The organism is uncultured Desulfovibrio sp. (assembly GCF_944324525.1).
GTDB lineage: Bacteria > Desulfobacterota > Desulfovibrionia > Desulfovibrionales > Desulfovibrionaceae > Desulfovibrio.
Map to the genome: position 1 here is coordinate 1 of NZ_CALUWS010000045.1, position 21763 is coordinate 21763.

At 61.5% G+C, this 21763-nt stretch carries 18 protein-coding genes and 1 pseudogene; 7 read left to right on the forward strand and 12 right to left on the reverse strand.

All coding sequences use genetic code 11. The features are described 5' to 3' along the window. Nucleotides 1-103: 103 nt before the first annotated feature. The 3 genes from Q0K12_RS10120 to Q0K12_RS10130 all read right to left on the reverse strand — a co-directional run bounded on the left by Q0K12_RS10120 (nucleotide 104) and on the right by Q0K12_RS10130 (nucleotide 4381). The gene (locus tag Q0K12_RS10120; RefSeq protein ID WP_297262604.1) at nucleotides 104-985 is read right to left on the reverse strand and encodes an SAM-dependent methyltransferase; all 882 of its coding nucleotides are present in this window, start codon (nucleotides 983-985) and stop codon (nucleotides 104-106) included. 438 nt (nucleotides 986-1423) lie between these two features. Continuing rightward, entirely contained in the window at nucleotides 1424-1768 is a 345-nt protein-coding gene (locus Q0K12_RS10125) for a cupin domain-containing protein (RefSeq protein WP_297262571.1), read from the reverse strand. Between the two features lie 99 nt (nucleotides 1769-1867). Further along, nucleotides 1868-4381, reverse strand: a complete 2514-nt coding sequence (locus tag Q0K12_RS10130) for a mechanosensitive ion channel domain-containing protein (protein ID WP_297262573.1) — start codon at nucleotides 4379-4381, stop codon at nucleotides 1868-1870. A 248-nt stretch (nucleotides 4382-4629) separates the two neighbouring features. Here Q0K12_RS10130 and Q0K12_RS10135 point away from each other — a divergent pair, with 248 nt between their 5' ends. From Q0K12_RS10135 to Q0K12_RS10150, 4 genes are all read left to right on the forward strand, one after another. Further along, nucleotides 4630-5547, forward strand: coding sequence for a DUF362 domain-containing protein (locus tag Q0K12_RS10135; protein WP_297262575.1), 918 nt, complete (start codon nucleotides 4630-4632; stop codon nucleotides 5545-5547). 9 nt (nucleotides 5548-5556) lie between these two features. Then, nucleotides 5557-6198, forward strand: coding sequence for a thiamine phosphate synthase (gene thiE, locus Q0K12_RS10140; protein ID WP_297262577.1), 642 nt, complete (start codon nucleotides 5557-5559; stop codon nucleotides 6196-6198). Nucleotides 6199-7154: 956 nt separating this feature from the next. Next, complete coding sequence (locus tag Q0K12_RS10145) at nucleotides 7155-7517, forward strand: C40 family peptidase (RefSeq protein ID WP_297262579.1); 363 nt, start codon at nucleotides 7155-7157, stop codon at nucleotides 7515-7517. A gap of 200 nt (nucleotides 7518-7717) precedes the next feature. Then, nucleotides 7718-8350 carry a MerR family transcriptional regulator gene (locus tag Q0K12_RS10150; RefSeq protein ID WP_297262580.1) on the forward strand — a complete coding sequence of 211 codons (633 nt, stop codon included), beginning with the start codon at nucleotides 7718-7720 and terminating at the stop codon, nucleotides 8348-8350. Between the two features lie 372 nt (nucleotides 8351-8722). Here Q0K12_RS10150 and Q0K12_RS10155 read toward each other — a convergent pair whose 3' ends face one another. Together Q0K12_RS10155 and Q0K12_RS10160 are read right to left on the reverse strand one after the other, a co-directional pair. Then, the gene (locus Q0K12_RS10155) at nucleotides 8723-9643 is read right to left on the reverse strand and encodes a radical SAM protein (protein WP_297262582.1); all 921 of its coding nucleotides are present in this window, start codon (nucleotides 9641-9643) and stop codon (nucleotides 8723-8725) included. 308 nt (nucleotides 9644-9951) lie between these two features. Next, entirely contained in the window at nucleotides 9952-10746 is a 795-nt protein-coding gene (locus Q0K12_RS10160; RefSeq protein WP_297262584.1) for a thioredoxin domain-containing protein, read from the reverse strand. 209 nt (nucleotides 10747-10955) lie between these two features. On the opposite strand from Q0K12_RS10160, the gene Q0K12_RS10165 reads away from it, so the two are divergent. Both Q0K12_RS10165 and Q0K12_RS10170 read left to right on the forward strand, forming a co-directional pair. Next, nucleotides 10956-11738, forward strand: a complete 783-nt coding sequence (locus tag Q0K12_RS10165) for a ParA family protein (protein ID WP_297262585.1) — start codon at nucleotides 10956-10958, stop codon at nucleotides 11736-11738. Between the two features lie 31 nt (nucleotides 11739-11769). Then, on the forward strand, nucleotides 11770-12876 hold the full coding sequence (locus tag Q0K12_RS10170; RefSeq protein WP_297262587.1) for a ParB/RepB/Spo0J family partition protein: 1107 nt from the start codon (nucleotides 11770-11772) through the stop codon (nucleotides 12874-12876). Nucleotides 12877-13616: 740 nt separating this feature from the next. Here Q0K12_RS10170 and Q0K12_RS10175 read toward each other — a convergent pair. After that, nucleotides 13617-14369 (reverse strand): annotated as a pseudogene (locus Q0K12_RS10175) (IS5 family transposase). Nucleotides 14370-14559: 190 nt separating this feature from the next. Between Q0K12_RS10175 and Q0K12_RS10180 the strand changes: the two are divergent. Then, nucleotides 14560-14886, forward strand: a complete 327-nt coding sequence (locus Q0K12_RS10180; protein WP_297262590.1) for an SMR family transporter — start codon at nucleotides 14560-14562, stop codon at nucleotides 14884-14886. 124 nt (nucleotides 14887-15010) lie between these two features. On the opposite strand, the gene Q0K12_RS10185 is transcribed toward Q0K12_RS10180, so the two are convergent. From Q0K12_RS10185 to Q0K12_RS10210, 6 genes are all read right to left on the reverse strand, one after another. Continuing rightward, nucleotides 15011-15319: an amidohydrolase family protein gene (locus Q0K12_RS10185; RefSeq protein WP_297262593.1), complete on the reverse strand. Its 309-nt coding sequence runs from the start codon at nucleotides 15317-15319 to the stop codon at nucleotides 15011-15013. Between the two features lie 219 nt (nucleotides 15320-15538). Continuing rightward, the gene (locus Q0K12_RS10190) at nucleotides 15539-17107 is read right to left on the reverse strand and encodes a transcription antitermination factor NusB (RefSeq protein WP_297262594.1); all 1569 of its coding nucleotides are present in this window, start codon (nucleotides 17105-17107) and stop codon (nucleotides 15539-15541) included. Between the two features lie 114 nt (nucleotides 17108-17221). Beyond that, a complete protein-coding gene (locus Q0K12_RS10195) occupies nucleotides 17222-18076 on the reverse strand; it encodes a DUF116 domain-containing protein (protein WP_297262596.1) in 855 nt (284 codons plus the stop codon). Nucleotides 18077-18308: 232 nt separating this feature from the next. Further along, complete coding sequence (fmt, locus tag Q0K12_RS10200; RefSeq protein ID WP_297262598.1) at nucleotides 18309-19310, reverse strand: methionyl-tRNA formyltransferase; 1002 nt, start codon at nucleotides 19308-19310, stop codon at nucleotides 18309-18311. Next, nucleotides 19283-19801, reverse strand: a complete 519-nt coding sequence (gene def, locus Q0K12_RS10205; protein WP_297262600.1) for a peptide deformylase — start codon at nucleotides 19799-19801, stop codon at nucleotides 19283-19285. Before def ends, fmt begins: the two co-directional genes overlap by 28 nt. Before the next feature lie 298 nt (nucleotides 19802-20099). After that, a complete protein-coding gene (locus tag Q0K12_RS10210; RefSeq protein WP_297262602.1) occupies nucleotides 20100-20960 on the reverse strand; it encodes a DMT family transporter in 861 nt (286 codons plus the stop codon). Nucleotides 20961-21763: the final 803 nt, after the last annotated feature.

The following is a 21763-nucleotide window of genomic DNA, read 5'->3' on the forward strand; positions in this document are numbered from 1 at the left end:
TGGGGAAGGGATGGGGGGCTTGGGGGGAAGGGGAACCCCTCCCGCGCCGGCGGAGGGGTTCCCCTTCCCCCCAAAAACAAACCGCGAGCAGTGTTAACAGGCTCTAAACGGTGTCCGCCTCATGCCAGATGAAGGTGAGCTCGTGCTTGTTGCAGGAAAGATGCAGCAACCTGCCGCCGGGGATGGCGGCAAAGGCCCGGCTCACCGCATGATCCGTCTCCGCCTGGAACTTGAGCGTGCAGACCACATGGGCGCAGGCGCGCGCCTCGATCCACTGCCGGACGACCTGGAGCAGGCGCTCCGGATAACAGATCATGTCCGAAAAGAGCCAGTCCACGCGGCCCACATGGCGAGGATCCAGCCCGAACCCGCTGCCGAGACAATGATTCACGTTGGGCAGACACCCCACCTGCGGGGCCAGTTCGGCCTTGTCCAGACTGAAGACCCGCGCCCCCAGCCCGGCCAGCACCCATGTCCAGCCGCCCGGCGATGCGCCCAGATCCACACAGAGCTCCCCGGGCTGCGGCCGCCGTCCGTCGAGGGTGAAGGCCTCCCAGAGTTTCAGATAGGCCCGCCCCGGCGGTTCCGTCCTGTTTTCCTCGAAATGGGCTTCTCCATCGGCAAAGGGGGAAGTCGTGGACGGCGAAGCCAGCAGCAGATCATGTTCCCAGAGGGTGAAGGCTCCCAGCGGGGCCGTGGGGGCCGCCTCTCCGAAACGAAGAGGACGGGAGCCCACATGCGGCAAGGCCGCTTCCATGAGGGCCTGACGGCGCTGATGGCCGCTTTCGGGCAGGGCATGTCCGCGCCAGTTGCGTTGCAGGGCCGTCAGCGCTCGCACCGCCTGCCCGATGGAAGCGGCTTCCAGCCAGCGCGGCGCTGTCCAGACGTTTTGCGCCCACGCGGCCGGTTCCTCGCCCGTCGCGAGCACAAGGCGGCCGCGCACCGTGATGACGCGTTCCCCCAGCTCTTCCAACAGGGGCTCCATATAGCCGTACGGGGCCAGCTGCACGCTGAAATCCTCACGCGGCAGGGCCTCGCGTGGCAGCAGGGGCCAGCGCTGCGCCAGTTTGCGCCGTTCGTCGGCCTGGGCGGCGGCGCGCCGTTCCCGCCGTTGCTTGCGCCATTCCGGCTGGAGAGAGGGCTGACGGGCGTTTGTTTCTCCGCCCTTCCCGCAGACAGGGGCGGCAGAGGCGGAACGGCCCCGCACAGAAGCACTGGCGGGCTCAGGACCAGAACGGGCCGGACGGGCGGCAGGGGGCAGGCGACGATGTTGCATCCCGGCAGACTAGCGCAAAGCGGAGCACGGGCCAAGTGCGCGGACGCACGCCGTCCCGGGAGCCTGCCGCAGGACGCAAGACAGGCCGTCCGAACATCTCCGGACGGCCTGTCGTCTGAAACGTCTCGCACACGGCGGACGTTCGTCCTACACGAGCAGAATCAGAGCGATGAACTCCAGATCTTCACTGCCCGTATTCAGTATCCCATGCGTCTCACCATCAGGGCAGACGGTCACGTCCCCGGCGGCAACACGGCATTCCGTCCCGTTGTCGTCATAGGTGCCCTCGCCCTTGAGGATGTAGTAGACCTCGAATTCCCCGTGATGCGCATGCTTGCCCACGGCACAGCCGGGAGCCAGCCGCACATGATTGAACAGCCGTCCCTTGCCGGCGAACTCCCCTTCATTGAGGATCTGCAGGGCCTGGCCCAGACCGGGGCCTCCCCACATGCTGCGTTCCAGTGTGACGGCATCCTGTTTGCGACGGATCATGGTACCTCCTTGCGGCTTTGCCGCGCTTGCTGACGGATCTGTGCGGACGCCCGCAGGGCGGGCCTGTGCGAGGCGTCCGCGTCAGATAGGGTGACAGGATCAGACTTCCTTCTGCTGAACGCCGGCGACGCCCCGCCGGTTCATCTTGGGACGGGGACGGCGCGGAGCAGGCGTCCGGGGATTCCGCCGGGCAGGCAGATCGCGCGGCGTCAGGGCCCGCGGCGGCATCTGCTTCACATGCACGTCCAGCTGCGGGAAGGCCACTTCGATATTATGGGCGCGGAATTCGCGTTCCATGCTCAGCCGGATATCGGACGCCGTGGACACGCCCACATCATAGTCCTGCACCCAGAAGCGCAGGGCGAAGTTCAGCGTGCTGTCGCCAAAGGCCGTGAAGAGCACCACCGGTTCCGGATACTTGAGGATGCTGGGATGCCCCTTGGCGATATCATGCATGATACGCATGACCAGCTCGGTGCTCGTGCCGTAGGCCACGCCCACATCCACCTGCAGACGCACGGAGCGGCTGTTGCGTGTCCAGTTGATGAGGCGGCTGGAGACGAATTCCGCATTGGGGACATAGATGATGGCGTTATCGTAGGTCTCGACGATGGTGGCGCGGACGCTGATCTTGCGGACGCGCCCCGTGGTGTTGCCCACTTCCACCACGTCCCCTTCCTGCATGGTCCGGCTGAAGATGAGGATGAGGCCGGAGAGAAAGTTGTTGATGATGGTCTGCATGCCGAAACCGATACCGACGGAAAGACCGCCGGCGACCATAGCCAGATTGCTGAGCTCCATGCCCAGCGCCCGGAGCATGAACAATCCGAAGAACGCCCAGAGCGCATAGGTGACGCCGGTCTGGAGCGGCTGTATGAGCGTGGCGTCGATGGTCATGCCCTTTTCGGGCAGTCGGCCGAGGAAGCGGCAAGCCATGCGCACGGCCGTACGGGTGATGAAGAACATGCTGAAGATCAGCAGCACCTGCAGCACGTTGAAGCGCGTGCTGCCCACATCCACCCCCTGCAGCACATAGTCCTGCAGAAGATAGAAGCCGCCCGGCAACGTGATGACCCAAAGGCCGATGCTGCAGACCGCCAGCACCAGCATGAGCGGAGCGGCCAGGGCCAGCAGCACGCTGGTCAGGGCGGCAGTCCCCCCTTCCTTGTTGAGCTGCACATTGACCTTATTGATGAGGGACATGCTGCCCATGCCCAGCTGAATGGCCAGAGAGACCGAGGCATAGAGCAGGTAAAGCGCCATGCTGTAGATATGCAGCCCCAGCAGGGCCAGCACGAGCACGAGCCACAAGACCACGGGCAGTCCCGTGCAGACGGAAGATTCGAGCTGCATGGGCCCGAAATCCGTATCGAAGCGGCGCTTGCGCTGCACGATCATGTACACGATGATGGACGCTATCCAGGTCACCACGGCCACCGCCTGCGGCAACGGCACATAGAGCAGAATATAGGCCGCAAAGGTCAGCGGGATCAGCCGCCAGAACGGCGACGGCTCCGCCGGGACCTCGGTATGGCGCAGCCGGCGCAGGTCCCAGGCCAGAAAGACCAACGCCACGATGATATTGAGGTTCCCCACGGCCAGGAAGAGCCGGAACGTGTCATCCGTCGCGGACAGAGAAGCGGACAGTACGCTCATGCCCAGCAGGAGCCAGGGAATGCTGATATGGATGAGGTGTTTCATGGTCATGTCCGTGCGGCAGCTCCGGCAACGGCGGCGCAGCAGCAGGGCAATGAGCAGACTGAAGGCAAGACTCAGGAAAAGGCGCAGGGCAACGCTTTTCCACTGTTCGCTGGTGGTGGGCAGCTCCACGGGCAGACGCAGCCTGAGGCCCTGCGTGAAAAGCTGGAGCTGCTGCAGGACCCTCTCCCAGGTCTCGGGATTGAGGTAGGAGACGGCACCGCTCAAATAGTAGTTTTTCCACAGGCCCGGCAACAGGGCGCTGATATCCTTTTGGGCGGCTTCGAGGTCGCGCAGCAGATTCTGCGCCGGGGCAAGGGCCGTATCATAGCGCTTGAGCAGATTTTCCAGGCGGCTGCGCGCCTGCCGGATATCCCGGGCGTAGCCCTTGATCTCCGGGCCAGCGTTCTGGGTATCGTCCGGCAGGGAGGCGGAAAGGGTCCGCATGCGCTCCAGCAGGGTCTGCACCTGCAGCCGCTGCTGCAGCGGCTGCTCCAGCAGCGTCTGGACACGGCGGTAGGTCAGGCCCAGACGGCGGTCCACGGCTTCCAGGGCATTGGGCCATTTCTTGAAGGTATTGGCCAGCACCAGCAGACGGCGGGCCTCATTTTCCTCGCTGACCGAAAGACTGGTGATGTGTCCGGAAAACTGGGAATCCATCTGACGAACTTCACTGATGACGCGAACAAGATAGTCGCGCTGCCCTTCCCAGATGTCTCCCCAGGGATCCGGCGCGGGCTTTTCCGGCTCCTTCTTTTTTTCCGCATCGGCTGCGCCGTCCTTCGAGGGGGCGTCATCAGCCTTTGTTTCGGCAGGCGGAGCATCCGCCGCCCAGCCTGCCGCGGCAGGCTGAAAACACAGGAACAAGGCGCTGACCGCAAACACGGTCAGGCACAAACGCAGATAACGGGGCATCGTTCCCTCCGCTCGGCTAAGAAAAAAACATGCCCGGCAAGCGGGCTCCAGTTTCGTAAGCAGGAGGAGACTACCCCAAGACCCTGCCCTTGAAAAGTAGGCCCCGCCTCCTGTGAAAGATTGGCCGAACAAGGCTTTACAAGCCCCACAGCGGGCGGCATAGTGCTTCCATGCAAGTCCGAGCGTCCGCCCCCCTTCCCTCTCCCGTACCGGAACCTCAGCCTTCTGAGGATGGCCGTTGCCCCACTGTGGCCCTTGCCCGCTGCCCGGACGCCGCCCATGTGCCGCAGGTGCTGCCCGGCCTGCTGGATGCCTGCGCAGGGGAAGCGCCGCTGCGGGGGCTTTGCGGCAAGCATATCCTGCTCAAACCCAATCTGGTGACGGCCCGGCCGCTGGCCTGCACCAGCCCGGCCGTCGTGGCTTCGGCCTGCCGCTGGCTGCTGGATCAGGGCGCGCGCGTTCGCGTGGCGGACTCGCCCGGCTTCGGCACGGCATCCGCCGTGGCGCGCAAAACCGGACTGACGGAAGCCCTTGCCCCGCTGGGCATCACAGTGGAAGCGCTCGCCGCTCCGCAGCGTCTGGAGCTGGATACCGGCGTCAGCTTCCCGGTCAGCCGCCTTGCGCTGGAAAGCGATCTCATTCTTTCGGCCGCCCGCGTCAAGGCGCACTCCCAGATGCGCCTGACCCTGAGCGCCAAAAACCTCTTCGGCTGCGTCAGCGGCTTGCGCAAGGCCGTCATCCACACCCGTCAGGGACAGGAACCCGATTTCTTTGCCGGCTGCCTGGCCGCCCTGCAGGCCGCTCTGCCGCCTTCGGCCGGACTGCTGGACGGCGTGACGGCCATGCATGTGACCGGGCCTTCCAACGGATCGCCCTACCCGCTGGGCCTGCTGGCGGTCTCCTCGTCCTGCGTGGCGCTGGACGAAGCTTTTTGCGCCATCCTGGGCTGTACCGTGGAGGATGTGCCGCTGGCGGCGGCGCTGGTGCGCCGGGGGCATGCCCATTGCCTTGCCAACGGCTGCCGGCCGCGCTATCCCCTCCTTCATCCCGCCGAATGCGCGGTCAAAGATTTTCGCGTTCCCGCGCACCTGCTCCATACGTCTTTTCGTCCCTGGCGGCTGCTGAAAAGCTGCCTGCGCCGTTTCTGGCTTTCCTTCAAATCCTAAGGAGGCTCCATGCCCGTCATCCTGCCCAATGAAACCGACATTTATGCTCTGACTGACTCCCGCCTCTCGCTGGGGCGTCCGCTGGAAACCGTCGTTTCCGCCCTGCTGGGGGCCGGCGTGCGCATCATCCAGTATCGGGAAAAAAAGTTGAAAGGCGGTGAGATGCTGGAACAGTGCCGCCTCATGCGCCGTCTCACGCGTGAAGCGGGAGCCTGCTTCATCGTGGACGACCACATCGATCTTGCCATGCTGGCCGAAGCCGACGGCGTGCACATCGGCCAGGAAGACATCCCCCTGCCGGATGTCCGGGCGCTGGTGGGCGGCAAGATGTGCATCGGCCTTTCCACCCACTGCCCGGAACAGGCGAAGGAAGCCGTGCGTCTCGGGGCGGACTATCTGGGCGTCGGGCCCATCTTCGCCACACAGACCAAGGAGGACGTGACCGCACCGGTGGGCTACGCCTATCTGGACTGGGTGGCGGCCAACATCAGCACGCCCTTTGTGGCCATCGGCGGCATCAAGGAACATAATATCGCCGAGGTGGCGGCCCACGGGGCCAAATGCTGCGCCCTCGTTTCCGAGCTGGTCGGCGCCGAGGACATCGCCGGCAAGGTGGCCGCCGTCCGCCGGGCCATGCATCAGGCGGACTGACGCGCCTTTACTCCCCGCCTGCCCGACCTTCACCCCGTACAAAACAGCGGAAGGGACTGATCCCTTCCGTTGTTTTTTCGTCTCTCCCCGCTTCCCGCAGCTCTCCTTTCTCCTTCTTTGCCCGTTCAGTCGCCCGTACCGTCACGGCTGGGACCAGGCGTGCCGCATAAACCTTTTCCGTTTGAAAAGCTTTGCATTTCACAGCATGCGGCCCGGCGTTTCGCGAAAAAATGCTGTTTTTCCGCTTAGTTTGGGCGGGGCGGAGCTGTGCCCCGCGCGTTTTTCCTTTTTCCAGGACAAAACGCTCCACCTGAGCCGGAGCAGGCTTTGCCGGACATGCCGGATGTGTTCCCGCCCCATTCTCTGAAGTCTCTATGGACAAACTCAAGTCTTTTTCTAGACATAACCTATTGATTTTTTTCTTGAAAATTCATTTTTATCAGGTAGACTGAAAGTGCTCGCCGGAGCAGGCGGGCACTAGAGCACGTTATCTTTGAAAAGATAAAACGCGAGGCGGCGGCACAGCCCCGCCCGGCCCAACGTGAGCGGAGAACCATGTTTTTTCCGCAAAACGCTAAGCCGTATGGTGTGAAACGCGTGGCGTTTCAAACTGAAAATGCTCTCAAGCGGATTCGCATTGAAATTGTGTCCGATTTCCATGCTGACGCTGCCCTCACACTACGGAAAAAGCCTGTTTTTTCCGTGTGTTCGGTTGCTGGTAGTCGCTCTCGCGACTACCAGAGCAGTCCACATTTTCAATGGGGAATTGCTCTAAACAAACGGCCGTTGCGCCGCAATGGCCTCATATGTATCGCAGGTGTCCTATGTACAGATGGTGGCGAACATCCTCCCTGACTGTCCTGAGCCTTTACTCGGCATTCCTGCTTTCAGGTTGCGGCTTTTTCGGGGCGTCCAGCTCGCCGAGAGACGATATAAGCCCCGCACAGGCACAGCGGGTGCTCAAAACAGCCTATTCCCAGGTGGGCAAGAAGTACCGCTCCGGCGGCGCATCCCCTGCCAAGGGCTTTGACTGTTCCGGACTCATTTACTGGGCCTACCGGCAAAACGGCCTGGAAATGCCGCGCATCACGGTGGATCAGGCCCGCACCGGGCGTGCCGTGGCACGCAGTCAGGCCCGGCCCGGAGATATCGTCGTCTTTCGCACCGGCAACAGCCCCCGAGGCCTGCATACCGGCATCTACGCCGGCGGCGACAAGTTCATCCATAGTCCGCGCCGTGGCGAGCGCGTCAGGGAAGAAAGCATCAAGATCGACTACTGGCGCAAAAAGCTTGTGTCCGTTCGGCGCGTGGCCCGCTAGCGGCAGCGTTGCCCAAGCCCGGCGTGCCGCAAGCGTTGCGGCAGCCAGCCGCGGGCATCAGGAGCGAGAAAGGAACGGCATCAAGGCCGTGTCTCCGGCGGGCTGCGCTCCGGGCGGAGACGCGGCGCCGGCGTACACCATCTGTTTCCCTCGTATGCAACAGGCAGGACAATTCCTTGCCCTTGCCGACAGGAGACCCCATGAGCATGTCCACTCAGCAGGAAAATTCCCTGCTCAGCATTGCCGATATAGCCCGACATTTTGACCTGCCCGAATCAACGGCGCGGTACTACTGCAAACGCTTTGCCGAACATATCCCCAGCGTGGGGGAAGGCCGGCGACGCCGCTACCGCCCGGAAACGCTGGAGGTCATCGCCCTTGTGCTGGAAGAGATGCAAAAATCCCGCACGGCCGCCAGCGTGGAAGAGCTTCTGGCCGTGCAGTTCCCCCGCAATGTGAAGATACGCCCCCTGAGCGTTTCTCTGCCGCCGGCGCACGAAAAAAACGATCTGCAGGTCATGACCGCGAGCCCCGTCGCCACGGTGACGCCACAGGAGGCGATGCCTCTGCCGGATTCCCCTGCCGTGCTGCAGCTGCTGGAACGGCAGACCGCGGCTCTGGAAGGCATGTTGCAGATCCTGCGCGTGCTGGTGGAGCGCATGCCCCTTCCCGCCGGGAGCACCGGTGCGGAGCAGGCCGCAACGCCTGAACTCCACAAAGAGGTTCAGACCCTGCGTACCCTGCTGGAAGCCTGCGAAAAAAACCATCAGGCCGACCTGGAACAGATACGGAAGTGGGTAGGCAAGCTCATCCAGCGGCAGCCTTCCGCCTGAGCGCATCCGCTGCCGCCTGAAGGGCATGGGCCCCCACCGCTTGGATCAGCGGCAGCGCCGGCTGCCGCGGTGTTTCGTCGCGCCCTGCTCCGTCCGCCGCAACGTCGGGAACCACGATGTGGCGATGCGCTCCCTCTCATGCGCCGTGTGATGGCTGCTAGAGCGTTTCACCTCTGAAAAAGGTGAAATATGGGGCATCGCTACGCTCCACCGCCTCACTTTACGTTTTGACAGAGAAAAACGCCCTGAAAGCAGAGCTGCACGCATCCGCTCACCAGGGTCGGAAAGCCCCTGTCTTTCTCATGCGGGCTGACCAGCAAGCTTGAGAAAACCTCTCCTTTCCATGCGAAAGACAGAACCTGCGGCAAGAGCTTACCGCGTATCCTTTTCCTGATCTGTAGCGCCAAGAGGGAACGTTTCCCCAGACGCTTTTCCCCTCCCCGCCGGGTAGCCGTTCGCTTGCAAAGAGTCGAACAAACTGAGCTGCACGGGACTATTCTTTTCCTCAAACGTGTTCAGGTAGGAAAAGATTTTTTCGTTATCGTGCAGGATGCCATTTTCCTCGCAAAAGCTGTGGAAGCATGCCATAGGCTCGACGTTTCGAGGGCTGGTTAGTTGATAACGCATGCCGTAGGTGCGCGCATGGCGCTCTTTCAGCCGGGGAAACAACCTGTCGAGCTGATCGTAAAAATACCCTCTGCTCCCCTCACGCAGCGTCAAGCCCATACCAAAGCAAATAACGCCATAGACCTTGGCCTCACGGCAATACGACAAAATGCCTCTGACATTTTCTTCCGTATCATTGATGAAGGGAAGAATAGGACAAAGCCAGACGACCGTCGGGACGCCCGCCGCATGCAGTCGTTTGAGGGCTTCGACGCGTTCTTTCGTCGTGCTGACGTTCGGCTCGATTTTTCTGCACAGATCCTCATCGCAGGTCGTGAGCGTCATTTGCACGACACATTTTGTTTTCCGATTGATGGCCTGCAAAAGATCCAGATCCCGCAATACCCGGTCCGACTTGGTCATCAAGGTAAAGCCGAAACCGTAGCGCACAGCCAGGGCCAAGGCCTTGCGGACATATCCCGTCCTGCTCTCAAGGGGGATATACGGGTCCGTCATGGAGCCGGTGCCCAGCATGCACTTTGTGCGTTTCCTCCTCAGGGCGCTTTCCAGCAGCTCGATGGCATTGCCCTTGACCTCAATGTCCTCGAAGTCATGTCCGATCCCGTAGCACGCGCTGCGCGAGTCGCAGTAGATGCAGCCATGAGTACACCCACGATAGATGTTCATTCCGTTTCCGGCGGATAAGATATGCTTCGCCCTGACAACGCGCACCGCCCTCTCCTCGCTGCGGGCTTGCGTTTGGCTGCTCCCAAAAACGCGTCTTTTGTCTGGACGATACGGATACGCCCGCCCGTACTTGTCCGTAAAAGGCTGCCGAGGAAAGAGCATCCCGGCAAGCTCCACTCTCTCGATACCAGTTCCCGCCAGCCGACACGCTCCGCTCCCCAGAGACACAGCCTTGAATGCAAAAGACAAAAAAAGGCCTCTGCTCCTGAAAAGGAAACAGAGGCCTGTCATACACGGAGACGCTACGCCTATTTGTCGGCGGAAAGCGCCATTTCAATAGCGGACTTGAACAAGTCCTGAGGCAAGGCCCCGCGAACCACCAGATTGTTCACGAGGAAGTACGGGGTCCCTTCCACGGCCAGCTTTTCGGCATCTTCAAGATCACCCTTGATGATGTCCTTGACCTTCCGGCTGTTGCGGTCCTTATCCAGACGGCGCATGTCCGCGCCAAGATCCTTGGCGGTGCGGCGCAGGAATTCTTCGCCTTCGCTGATGACCTTGTCCCGGTTGGCAAAAAGCGCATTGTGGAACTTCCAGGCCTTGGCCTGATCCTGCTGGGCCAGGGCCACGAAATAGGTCACCGCCAGCGCGCTGGGGCCGTCGGCATCCTGCGGCAGGCTCTTAAACACCAGGCAGACCTTGCTTCCGTATTCATCCATCAGCTTTTCCAGCGTGCGGGAAGCCTGCTGGCAAAAATGGCAGGTAAAATCGGAAAAGGCCACGATACGCACAGGGGCTTTGGCGGACCCCAGGAGCGGACGATCCTCCGTAGCGACGGACTTGGGCTTTTTCAAGTCGTTTTTCCACTGTTCACGCAAGGCATTCTTGCGGCGCAGATTTGACCCTTGCTGCGCGATATCCAGAACCGTTTCACTATTGTCCCGCAACACATCCAGCACGAGTTCGGGATTTTCCCGCAAAATGTTTTGCAGCATTTCCCGCAGGTTCTCATCCGTTACGGGCGTGGCGGCGCGGGCGGGCGATACGGTCCCCAGCATGACGACAGCCGCGCAGGCACAGAGCATCTTTTTATACGAGAGCATGTCACCTTCCTTTTTTTCAGTACTTTTTCCCGACCTTGGCGGGATTGTCAATGCTCGTACAGATGAAAAGATTTTAGTGTAATTTCTTCTACATGTTCTTGCGCTTTCCTTTTTCTTTGCCTATTTTGGAAAGCGCGTTTCACATGAAACTATTCCTTCTCTCCACTAAGCCTGTTTCATGTGAAACACGAGACCCCGGAGGAAATGCGATGAGCAGAATAATTGCGATTGCCAACCAAAAAGGTGGCGTCGGCAAAACGACAACAGCCATTAACCTTGCGGCCGCTCTGGCCATTATGGAAAAAAAAGTCCTGCTGGTGGACTGCGACCCTCAAGCAAACTCCACCAGCGGCTGCGGCATTGAGCAGGAAACTCTGGAGCGCGACCTCTACTCTACTTTTTATACCCCGGACGAGACGTACCTCAGCATCACCAAGACCCGCACGCCCTTTCTGGATATCCTTCCCGCCAGCACGAACCTGGTTGCGGTGGAACTGGAACTGGTCGACCGTATGGCCAGAGAATATTATCTGGATGACTGCATCAAGACGGTCTCTGACGACTACGACTATGTGATCATTGACTGCCCCCCCTCGCTGGGTCTGCTGACGCTCAATGCGCTTTGCGCCGCCAGAGAGTTGCTTGTGCCCTTGCAGTGCGAATTTTTTGCGCTCGAAGGCATCGTGAAGCTCCTGCAAACCTATGAGCAGGTAAAAAAGCGGCTCAATCCCGATCTGCAACTCCTTGGTGTCGTGCTGACCATGTATGATGCGCGCAATCGTCTGACGCGGGATGTCAAGGACGAAGTGCACCGCTGCTTTCCCGAACACCTTTTTGAGACGGTCATCCCCCGCAATGTGCGCCTTTCCGAAGCGCCCAGCCACGGGAAATCCATCATACATTATGATGTCAAATCCAAGGGTGCTGAAGCGTACCTTGGGCTTGCCAAGGAAGTCGTCTTGCGCAATCCCAGCAAGAAAAACCCGCAATAATCCCTGCAGCGCCGGATAACAGAGGACAGATATGAGCCTGAATAAAGGACTTGGCAAAGGCCTGGGTGCGCTTTTTTCCGATGCCCCGGTAGGACGGCCCGGCAATGGCGGAACCGAAGAAGCCCCGCGCACCCTCCCCCTTGCCGACATCACCCCCAATGCGGAGCAGCCCCGCAAGAACTTCAACGATGAAAGCCTGCAGGAACTGGCCGAATCCATCCGGCGGCAAGGCATCCTCCAGCCGCTGCTGGTTCGGCCGGTAGGCAATGGCTACCAGCTCGTCGCCGGTGAACGCCGCTGGCGCGCCGCCAAGCTGGCCGGTCTGGGCAAGGTCCCCGTGGTCATCCGCGTCATGGATGATCGGGACGTCATGGTGGCTGCCCTTATCGAAAACCTCCAGCGGGAAGACCTCAACCCTGTGGAAGAGGCCCGGGCGCTGGCCAAACTCCAGGAAACGCTGGACCTCACGCAGGATGCGCTGGCCAGCCGGCTGGGCAAGAGCCGACCGGCCATTGCCAACGCCCTGCGCTTGCTGCGTCTGAGCCCTGCGGCACAGGATGATGTGGAACAGGGCCGCATGAGTGCCGGTCATGCCCGCTGCCTGCTGACAATGGAGGCGGACGATCCCGCCGCAGCGGAAGAGCTGCGGGAACGCATCCTTGCATCCAACCTCACCGTGCGCCAGACGGAAGACGCCGCCGCTCACTGGCGGGAACATCGCGTCTTCCCCTGGAAGGAACAGGAGGCCGCCGCTCCGGCCGGCAAAATGCCGTCTGCGGAAGCGGCAGCAGGCAAGCGCAAAAAGGATCCCCTGCTGGCCTCGCTGCAGGACTACCTGAGCAAGGAACTCCCCTGCAAGGCCCGCTTCAGCGGCAACCGGGAAAGCGGACGCCTTACCCTCACCTACTCCAGCCCGGAAGAGCTGCGCCAGATCCTGCAACGCATGAGCTGCCCGTGGGATGACACGGAACTTTCCGCCGAGACGCCCGACAACACCACAGCAGAGACTGAGGCCGCCGATATGTCCAGAGTGATGTCCGACAACGCGCCTGAGACTGTGGCCACCCCCCTGACTGAGGCGGCGGAAGCGGCCTCGCTATCCGAACCTGCCAGTCAGGAGCCTCCCGCGACACACTGAGCCGAAGCGCTGTTTGCCGCCTTATGTTTCCGCATCTGCTCACGCCGCCTTATGGATGCCGTCAGAAACGAAACACCTGCAGCATACGGCCTTTGCCGCACCCTCCCCCGCATCTCTGCCCGCCTGTTGCGCGCTGCCGCAGCAGGCGGTTTTTTCATGCGCAGGGCAGGCATACCACCTCTGCGACGTTCGGCCTGTCGCACGGTCAGAGGCTTTTATAATACGCTCCGCCGCATGGTCGATCCGCTATCAAAGGCCCTTGTCTGCGCCTCCCCCCGCTCGCTTCAGCTGAGCGGCACGCTGCTGCCGCCTCTCGCCACTCCTTTTAGGTCCTTTTAACACTATTCGTTGCCAGCTTGAGGAGAAGGGAAATCCCTCGCGCTGCTGTCGATGCCCGTAAGGCTCCTTCCTCGCCTAACGGGCACGGCCTACGGCCGCCTTTCGGTCGCGCTCTGCTGTCGATGCCCGTAAGGCTCCTTCGTCGCCCAACGGGCACGGCCTCCGGCCGCCTTTCGGTCGCGCTCTGCTGTCGATGCCCGTAAGGCTCCTGCGTCGCCCAACGGGCACGGCCTGCGGCCGCCTTTCGGTCGCTCCAGCGCGGGCGAACCCAGCCTTTTCGCAGCGGAGCGAGAAAAGGTGTTCTTGTCATCCTTCCCCTCAAGCCCCCCAGATGCGCGGCGCAAACCCGGAGCTTCGGGAACTTGTCCAGAATGGCGGCCATCTTGTAGGCTCAGGACTCATTAAAGGTAAAAAATAACGATAGCCGCAAGGTGAATTGCTGAAAGGAATGTATGAGCACAGCGATCATAGCGCATGGCTATGTGACGCCAGTCATTCACCGGGAAAACATGTGTTCTATCTTGTGATGCTGGAGATATTGTTTCTTGTTGTAATACTCATGACTCTTGTATTTTTCCGAGAAGGAATGCAGGGAGTGCAACCTCGATTTTTCAAAAAACTGCGAATCCATCCGGCATCATAGCCCCTGTCAGCAAGAAGTATTCGGGTTGAAGGCAGAGTTGGCAAGAGACATGCCGCACCGCCATAATCACTGATGGTTCCGGCTGTCAGCAATGTCCGAATTGAACGTCCGTCGAAGTCGCAGACTACATGTAATTTGGTGTTCAATCCTCCTTTTGTGCGTCCGATACAGCGAGAGGAAGCCCTTTTTTTCTCAAACTTGCGGCAGTTCTGTGAGCTTTCAGACAGGTAGCATCAATCATGAGAAGGGATGTATCCTGGGTACTTTCGGAAAGAGCCGTAAAAATCTTTTCGAAGACGCCCATGTTACTTCATCTGACAAAACGGTTATAAAGAGTTTTATAGGGGCCGTATTCTTTTGGAGCATCCTTCCATCGGAGACCGAACTTGAGAACATGGATAATTCCACTGATAATTTTTTGATCGTCCCTTCTGGGAATGCCTCTTGAACGAGGAAAGAAAGGGGGAATGACATCCATCTGAGCGGAAGAAAGGTAAAAAAGAGTGGACATAGCAACCTCCATATCCATACTGATCCTTTTTTGACGTCGTTGGAAATAATGAGTCCTGAGTCTAGGACTTGACACGGGATGTCCCGGATGGTAGAAAGCCGGCATGCGCCCTCCTTGCTGAGGAACGCGGGCATGATCTTCAGGCTTCCGCATGCCCGCGCTCACCACGTAAGCCGCAAGGAGTATCCCCATGCCCTGGCTTGCCTTGTGCACCGCAGTCGTCACGGAAATTATCTGGGGCCTGAGCCTTAAATGGGCTCCCACGACCTCCCGTCCCCTTGTTGCCGCCCTCATCCCCATTGTCCTGAGCTTCCTCAACATGGGCCTGCTGGCTTACGCCATGCGCTTCCTGCCCGCCGGCCTGTCCTACGCGCTGTGGACCGGCCTCGGCTCCATCGGCGTGGCCGTGGGCGGCATGCTCTTCTTTCAAGACCGCATCTCCCTGCCCCAGGCTGGCTTCATGCTGCTGATCCTCGTGGGCTGCATCGGCGCCCGCCTCGCAGCGCCGCAGGACTGATCCCCCCTTCTCCGCAAGGCGCGCAGAACAAGGCCCCGTTCCCGGCAGGAAACGGGGCCTTGCCGTGCACGGGGCCGGGCCCCTCCCGCGCAACCGCCCGTGGACGAAAGCGCAGGGGCCGGGCTCAGCCAAAAAGCATGGCCGATCCGTTCATGAGCAGCTCGTCAAGCTCGCTGTCCGTGAAGCGGGTGCGGCGCTGGAAGGCGTCGATCTCGTCCTGCGGGTCCATGATGGGGTAATCCGTGCCGAAGACCAGCCTTTCGCGCGGGTGCCGCCGCAGGATGGCGCGCAGGGTGTCGTCGTCGATCTCCTGCATGCAGGAGGACGTGTCCATCCAGGCGTTTCGGTCGGCCAGCACGTCCAGCGCGTACTTCCATTGCCGGAAGCCCCCCATCTCTTCCCCAGCGCTTTTATCGGAGGAGGACAGGGACACGAGCCCCCCGCCTCCCCTTTCCTTTTCAAAGGCAAAATACGCTAGCTGACGGGGCCACGAGCGCACAGGGCGTCGTTTGGCTATGGCTGCGCCAAGCGCTTTTCCGTCCCCTGGCGACAGGCTTTTGCGGGATGCACAGCAAAGAGGGGGCCCCCGAAGCAAATGCTTCGGAGGGCCCCTTGCATCAGCGATGCGGCATCGACGACATATAGGCGTATATCATTCCACGCGGCGCAACCGTGCCCCGAACATGCCTTCCAGCCACGGATGATCCCACGGCGTCTTCCAGACGCGACGGCATTCCAGCCGTAGCCCCGGCAGACGCAGCAGCCGCTCCACCTGCTCTTCATTCTCTTCACGGCGCAGGGTGCACGTCATGTAGGCCAGCTCGCCGCCCACGGCAAGACAGGCCGCCAGCGCCGCCGCAATATCCCGCTGCACCTCCACAAGACGGCACATCTCCGCAAAGGACCGCCGCCGGATATCCGGACGTCGGGCCAACACGCCGAGCCCGCTGCACGGCACGTCGGCAATGATGCCGCCTGACCAGCTCCCGGGTCGGATCAGAGGAAAACGGGCGTCCGCGAGAGCCAGTCCCGGACAGGCCAGCCCCAGACGGCGGCACTCCTGAGCTATACGTTCCAACCGTGCGCGGGAGGTGTCCGTACAGAGCACGAGCCGTCCCCCCTGCTCCCGCAAGGCCAGTCCTTTGCCGCCCTGCCCCGCGCAGGCATCCCAGACAGGCCATTGCGCCCTTACCCAGTCCTGCAGGCCGAGCTTTTCCAGTACGGCCTGTGAACCGGCAGCCTGTGCGGAAAGCACGCCCTCACTCTCCCATTCCCGCAGGGAACGGCCATGCAACTGCTCCGGCTGGCTGCCCGGCGCAAACGCGATCCCCCACTTGCCCACACGGCGGACGGTGTCCTCGCTCCCTTCCTCGGGACGGCTCCCCTGCGGCGCAAGGTCTCGCAGCGGCTCGCCCAGCACGGCCGCCCGCACTTCTTCTCCCTGTGCCGACGAAGCATTGATGCGCCAGCCGTGCCACGGCCGTTGCGCTGAACGCTGGAAAAGCGCCTCCACCCTTTCCGCGCTGCCTTCCGCCTCGTCGGCCAGACATACGGCAAGGGCCGGCGGCAAACCATAAAAACGGGCCGACACGGCGATCTCTTCGGGCTCCTTTTCTCGCCTTGTGTTTTCAGTTTGGGCATCGGCAAAGAAGGGAACAGGTTCCTTTCCCACATAAAAGGAACGCTCGTGCGGCGCATCGCCAAGACGCTGCACGCTGCGCAAGGTGGCGTTGACCAGCCCCCCCAGACGGGAGCCGTACAACGCCGATGCCAGACCGACAGCGGTGTGCAGCACCGCATGCGCCGGGACGCGCTCCAGAAAAAGTAACGCATAGACGCCTGCCTGCAGGATCCGCCGCAGAGGAAGGGGCAGCTTTTGCGGCGCGGCGACGCACTTGCTCAGGATCCAGCCGAGACGGCGCTCATAGCGAAGCGCGCCATAAGTCAGCTCCGTGGCCAGCGCCCTGTCTCGCCCGGCCCAGGCGGCGTCGGCATGCGCCTGCCCCTTGTTCCCCTTGGCGGGCCGAGGCGCGTCTCCGCCCGTCCCTGCCCCGGCAACTTCCTGCAGGGCTGCCTGTACCGTGCATCCCGCCGCATGGTGGGCGTCCAGCAGGCAAAGAGCCCGCACGGCCAAAGCCAGCGGACTCCCTCCCAGACGGCGCAATCTTGCTTTTTCTCCAAACATGCTCGACGCCTGTCCGACGCCAGCCTGACGTGTCATGATAGATGCTCCTTATAGAGCGGTTTGCCATTAAAAAAGGCGTAACGAAGCGGCGACATCGAAGCCCCAGCCCACAGGCCGCCGCTCCCTGCCCTTTCGCAGGGCAGATCGATGTCAGTCGCGGGCAGTCCGCACACGCAATTCCTTGAGGATGACGTGCGGGCGCTCAGCCGGGATATCCAGGAAAAGGCGGATGGCCTCTTCCAGCCTGTCCAGCGGTACCAGCGTATCCAGACAGGGGCCATTGGGACGTTCATTGAGGATGCCGAACACCGGCAGCGGATAACTGTCCTGTATGCCGGAGGTGAGGTCCCGCTCACAGGCTACGGCAATGATGCAGCGCGGTTTGCGCTGTACCACGATGCGCCGGGCGATGGTGCCGCCCGTGGCGATGGCCAGATGGACGCCGTAGGCGTCGCGCAGATCCAGCAGCCCGCCCACCGGACACAGGCCGCAGCGGCGGCAGAGGTCCACCTTGTAACTGAGGCGGTGCGGACAGGCGCTGCGCTGCACGCAGTGCGGCAGCAGGAGCAGGAGCTCTTCGGGCCGGACGTGCTTCCTGTCGGCCAACACAAGCTCGTTATTGACCTTGATGAAGGAACGGCGCAGCAGCGCTTTGTCCACGCCGATCAGCCGGGACAGCACTTCCATGAGCGGGAAGACCAGACGGATCACCATTTGCCGGACAGGACGAATGCCCGGAAAGCAGCGCCCGGTATGGATATGGATCACCAGCGTCAGGCAGAGCCAGCAGACGCCGACGATGAGCAGCACGCCCAGCCCTCGATTGAAGGCCGGAAGCCAGCTGACGATATGGCCCAGATCGAGCCAGGGCAGGATGAAGAGAAAGACGATGCACAGGCAGAGCAAAAGACAGGACGCCAGCATCATGCCGATGAAGATCCGCTTGTGCGCTCCGCCGTATTCATCCGCCGGCAGGGAATGGGGGGATTTGGTCAAAAAGGACATGTCGCCCTCGTGGTGAAAAGAGATGCCGCAATTCCTGCCGGCAGGCGCACAACACGCGGCTTGCCGGTACGGCATTTTAGCGGTATTTTTTCAGGAATTTCTCTCAATTATCGCCTTATGGCCAAATTTGGCGCTGAGCGCCCTTCTCAGGCAAAAAGAGCCTTTTCCTGAATCACAGGTCAAAAAAATAAAAAAAGACGCCCGAATCGTGCGCGGTTCGGACGTCAAAACATCATGCCTCAGGACGGGACGCCGTGCCGCTGATCCCCAGCGGCATTTTTTGTAACAAACCGTTACAGAGCGCCAGCGCGTCCATTTCTTTTTTTGCTGGAGGCCGCACACGGCCCAGGCGATACCAGCCGTCGGCGCAGGCCACGGAAAGCCCCGCCTTGTCCCGGCGCAGGCTCCCACAGACAGGCCGCTCTCCCCCGGCAAAGGCTTCCGGCTCTCCCGGCCAGATCTGCAGGAGCAGCGGCTCGGTCAGCTCGCCGGCCTGCAGGAGCGTCCGCGCACCGGGAAAGGGCGTCACCCCGCGGATTTGCGCATGCACGGCCGCCAACGGAAGGCTCCAGTCCACATAGCCGTCCTCCTTGAAGACCTTGGCCGCATAGCTCGCCAGCCCCTCATCCTGCGGCACGGCCACCGCCGTTCCGTCGCACAGCTCGCCGATTACCTCGAGCAGCGCCTCCGCCCCCAGCGCGGCAAGGGCATCATGCAGGCTGCCCGCCGTCTGTTCCGCAAGCGCAATGCGCCGTTGCGTATACACGGGGCCCGTATCCAACCCCTTTTCCATGCGCATGATAGAAACGCCGCTCTCCGCTCCGGGCTGCCAGTTCTCCATGATGGCGCGCTGGATGGGCGCTGCCCCCCGGTAGCGCGGCAAGAGCGAGGTATGCACATTGAGCGGCGCAAGCCGGGGGATATCCAGCACGGCCTGCGGCAAGATCAAGCCATAAGCCGCCACGGCCAGCACATCCGGCGCGAGAGCGGCCAGTTCGGCCACGCTTTCGGCATCCCGGAAGTTCTCCGGCTGCCGCACGGGCAGGCCCAGCTCCAGCGCGGCTTCCTTGACCGGACTGGGCCGCAGCTTCTGGCCACGCCCGGCCGGTCTGTCCGGCTGCGTATACACGGCAAGCACTTCGCCGCCGGGCCAGTCGGCCAGACGCCGCAGCACCACGGCCGCCAGTTCCGGCGTGCCCATGAAGACTATTCGGCAGCTTTTCGCTTGAGGCATTTCTTTACCTTGGAATCGTACATGCTGCGCCGCAGGCGGCTGATATGGTCGATGAACAGCAGACCGTCAAGATGATCGCATTCGTGCTGCACGATGATGGCCGCAAAGTCCGTCAGTTCCTCGTCGATCTCGTTCCCGTCCAGATCCTGCGCCTGCAGGCGCACACGCTCATAGCGCGGCACATCGGCCCGATAATTGAAAGGAACGGAAAGGCACCCTTCCTGCTTGCTGATCACCTTTTCCCCTTCCAGCGTTAGACGGGGATTGATGAGTACGCGCGGGCGGCGTTCTTCCTCCTGCGCGCCGTCATCCATGACGAGCATGCGGATATTGCGCCCCACCTGCGGCGCGGCCAGCCCCACCCCGGGCGCGGCATACATGGTTTCCAGCATATCGGCGGCAAGCTGGCGGATCTCCGGCGTTATTTCCTGTACCGGCTCACATTTCAGCTTGAGACGGGGATCAGGGTACGAAACTATTTCAAGGATCATGGCGACTCGCTGTCAAAGGTTGGCTGTCTGGATCAGTATATCAGGACTTGGCGTTCGCCAGGCCGGCCGTATCCCGCTCCGCAGGGCGGCAGAAAAACATCGGCCGAAGTGTACGGCAAGCCACAAAAACCAGCTTTCCCGCCACCGCCACGCTGCGGAAGCAGGCACATGGCGGGCAGGTTGCTGTGTTCTGGACCCGGACTGAACAGAGGCAAAATGCGTCCCTCCAACATACAAAATGGCGGCAAGGCCCGCAAGTATGGCCCATACGGCCGCCGCACTGCACGAGGACGGCCCGTCAGGCCGGTTGCCGCCGCAGGCCGGCGGTAACGACCGCTCCCAGGATGAGTACGCCGCCCGCCAGCGTCCGCAGGCCCGGCGCTTCATCCAGCAGCACCCAGCTCACCAGGATGGCGTACAGCGGCTCAAGCGCGATGACGATGGCCGCCAGCCGGGCCGGGATGGCCCGCAAGCTGTTGACGAACAAGGTATACGCAAGCCCGCTGCACAGCAGGCCGAGGCAGGCCAGCCACAGCCAGTCCATACCGCTCACGGTCGGCAGCTCCCCCGTCACCAGCGGCAGGGTCAGCGGCGCTATGACGGCATATTGCCACCAGCAGGCTTGTTCTCCGCTCATGGAACCCACGTTACGGCGATTGCTGACCGCATTGAGCGCATAGATCGCGCCGGAAACTATCCCCCACAGCAGCCCCTCCGTACCGCTGTCGCCGAAATCATAGCTGGGCGCCACCAGCACAAGGCCGCACGTCACGGCCAGCATCAGCCATTTTTCCGTCCGCGTGATGCGCTCATGGAAAAACAGATGCTCGAACACGGCCACAAAAGCCGGAAAGCAGGCAAAGCCCAGCGTCCCTACCGCCACGCCGCCAATCTTGATGCCCAGAAAGAACGTGAACCAGTGCAGCGCCAGCAGCACAGCCGAAACAGCCAGCCCGGCGGCCTGACGCCGGTCCACGCCCCGCCACGGCCGCACGCCCCGGCAAAGCAGCAACAGCCAGAGCAGCCCCAGCGCAAAGACCGTACGCCCAAACACGATCATCTCCGCACTGCACGCGGTCAGCCTTCCAAACACGCCGGAAACACCGAAAAGCAACGTCGCCAGATGCATGGAGACAAGCGCCGCCCCCCGTGATGTCATGGCCCGGCCCTCCTTTTTTTTGTTGAGACGGTGTTTTTTGCGAGGGGGAGAGGGAAACCGTTTTGGAAAACGGTTCTCCCTCTCCCCCTCGCGCTCCCCCTCTCCTTTCCCAAAACGTTTGCCCTGGTCACTCTACGCTACCGTGACCCGACAAGACAGCCCTACGTTGTCACGTCCCCCGGCAGCATGAAAAAAATGGCCCTACAGAATACCCTGATCTGCCGTTCTTTTCAGATTCCGGCTAGCGTGCAGTCTGGCGACGCGTTGCATGTCGCGACGGCTGAAACTTAAACAAGTAAAGTTTTTAGGGGGATGGGGGGTGTGGGGGGAAGGGACCCTTTGTTCACAAAGGATTCCTTCCTCCCACAAAAAACTTCCAACGACAGCGGAATACGGGAGTTTTTTTGCGAGGGGGAGAGGGAAACCGTTTTGGAAAACGGTTCTCCCTCTCCCCCTCGCGCTCCCCCTCTCCTTTCCCAAAACGTTTGCCCTGGTCACTCTACGCTACCGTGACCCGACAAGACAGCCCTACGTTGTCACGTCCCCCGGCAGCATGAAAAAAATGGCCCTACAGAATACCCTGATCTGCCGTTCTTTTCAGATTCCGGCTGGCTTGCAGTCTGGCGACGCGTTGCATGTCGCGACGGCTGACACCTGAACAAGTAAAGTTTTTAGAGGGATGGGGGGCGTGGGGGGAAGGGACCCTTTGTTCACAAAGGGTCCCTTCCCCCCACAAAAAAACTTCCCAAAAACTTCCAAAAACAGAGCGGAACGCCGCTTCGCGCTAGCGAAGGGCGTTCCGC

Bases quoted from the DNA above. Each gene is read 5' to 3' on its own strand.
- thiE (WP_297262577.1), top strand. From the start codon at position 5,557: ATGCCCGTCATCCTGCCCAATGAAACCGACATTTATGCTCTGACTGAC.
- Q0K12_RS10190 (WP_297262594.1), bottom strand. From the start codon at position 17,107: ATGACACGTCAGGCTGGCGTCGGACAGGCGTCGAGCATGTTTGGAGAA.
- Q0K12_RS10150 (WP_297262580.1), top strand. From the start codon at position 7,718: ATGAGCATGTCCACTCAGCAGGAAAATTCCCTGCTCAGCATTGCCGAT.
- fmt (WP_297262598.1), bottom strand. From the start codon at position 19,310: ATGCCTCAAGCGAAAAGCTGCCGAATAGTCTTCATGGGCACGCCGGAA.
- Q0K12_RS10130 (WP_297262573.1), bottom strand. From the start codon at position 4,381: ATGCCCCGTTATCTGCGTTTGTGCCTGACCGTGTTTGCGGTCAGCGCC.
- Q0K12_RS10125 (WP_297262571.1), bottom strand. From the start codon at position 1,768: ATGATCCGTCGCAAACAGGATGCCGTCACACTGGAACGCAGCATGTGG.
- Q0K12_RS10180 (WP_297262590.1), top strand. From the start codon at position 14,560: ATGCCCTGGCTTGCCTTGTGCACCGCAGTCGTCACGGAAATTATCTGG.
- def (WP_297262600.1), bottom strand. From the start codon at position 19,801: ATGATCCTTGAAATAGTTTCGTACCCTGATCCCCGTCTCAAGCTGAAA.
- Q0K12_RS10170 (WP_297262587.1), top strand. From the start codon at position 11,770: ATGAGCCTGAATAAAGGACTTGGCAAAGGCCTGGGTGCGCTTTTTTCC.
- Q0K12_RS10195 (WP_297262596.1), bottom strand. From the start codon at position 18,076: ATGTCCTTTTTGACCAAATCCCCCCATTCCCTGCCGGCGGATGAATAC.
- Q0K12_RS10210 (WP_297262602.1), bottom strand. From the start codon at position 20,960: ATGACATCACGGGGGGCGGCGCTTGTCTCCATGCATCTGGCGACGTTG.
- Q0K12_RS10160 (WP_297262584.1), bottom strand. From the start codon at position 10,746: ATGCTCTCGTATAAAAAGATGCTCTGTGCCTGCGCGGCTGTCGTCATG.
- Q0K12_RS10155 (WP_297262582.1), bottom strand. From the start codon at position 9,643: ATGAACATCTATCGTGGGTGTACTCATGGCTGCATCTACTGCGACTCG.
- Q0K12_RS10120 (WP_297262604.1), bottom strand. From the start codon at position 985: ATGGAGCCCCTGTTGGAAGAGCTGGGGGAACGCGTCATCACGGTGCGC.
- Q0K12_RS10165 (WP_297262585.1), top strand. From the start codon at position 10,956: ATGAGCAGAATAATTGCGATTGCCAACCAAAAAGGTGGCGTCGGCAAA.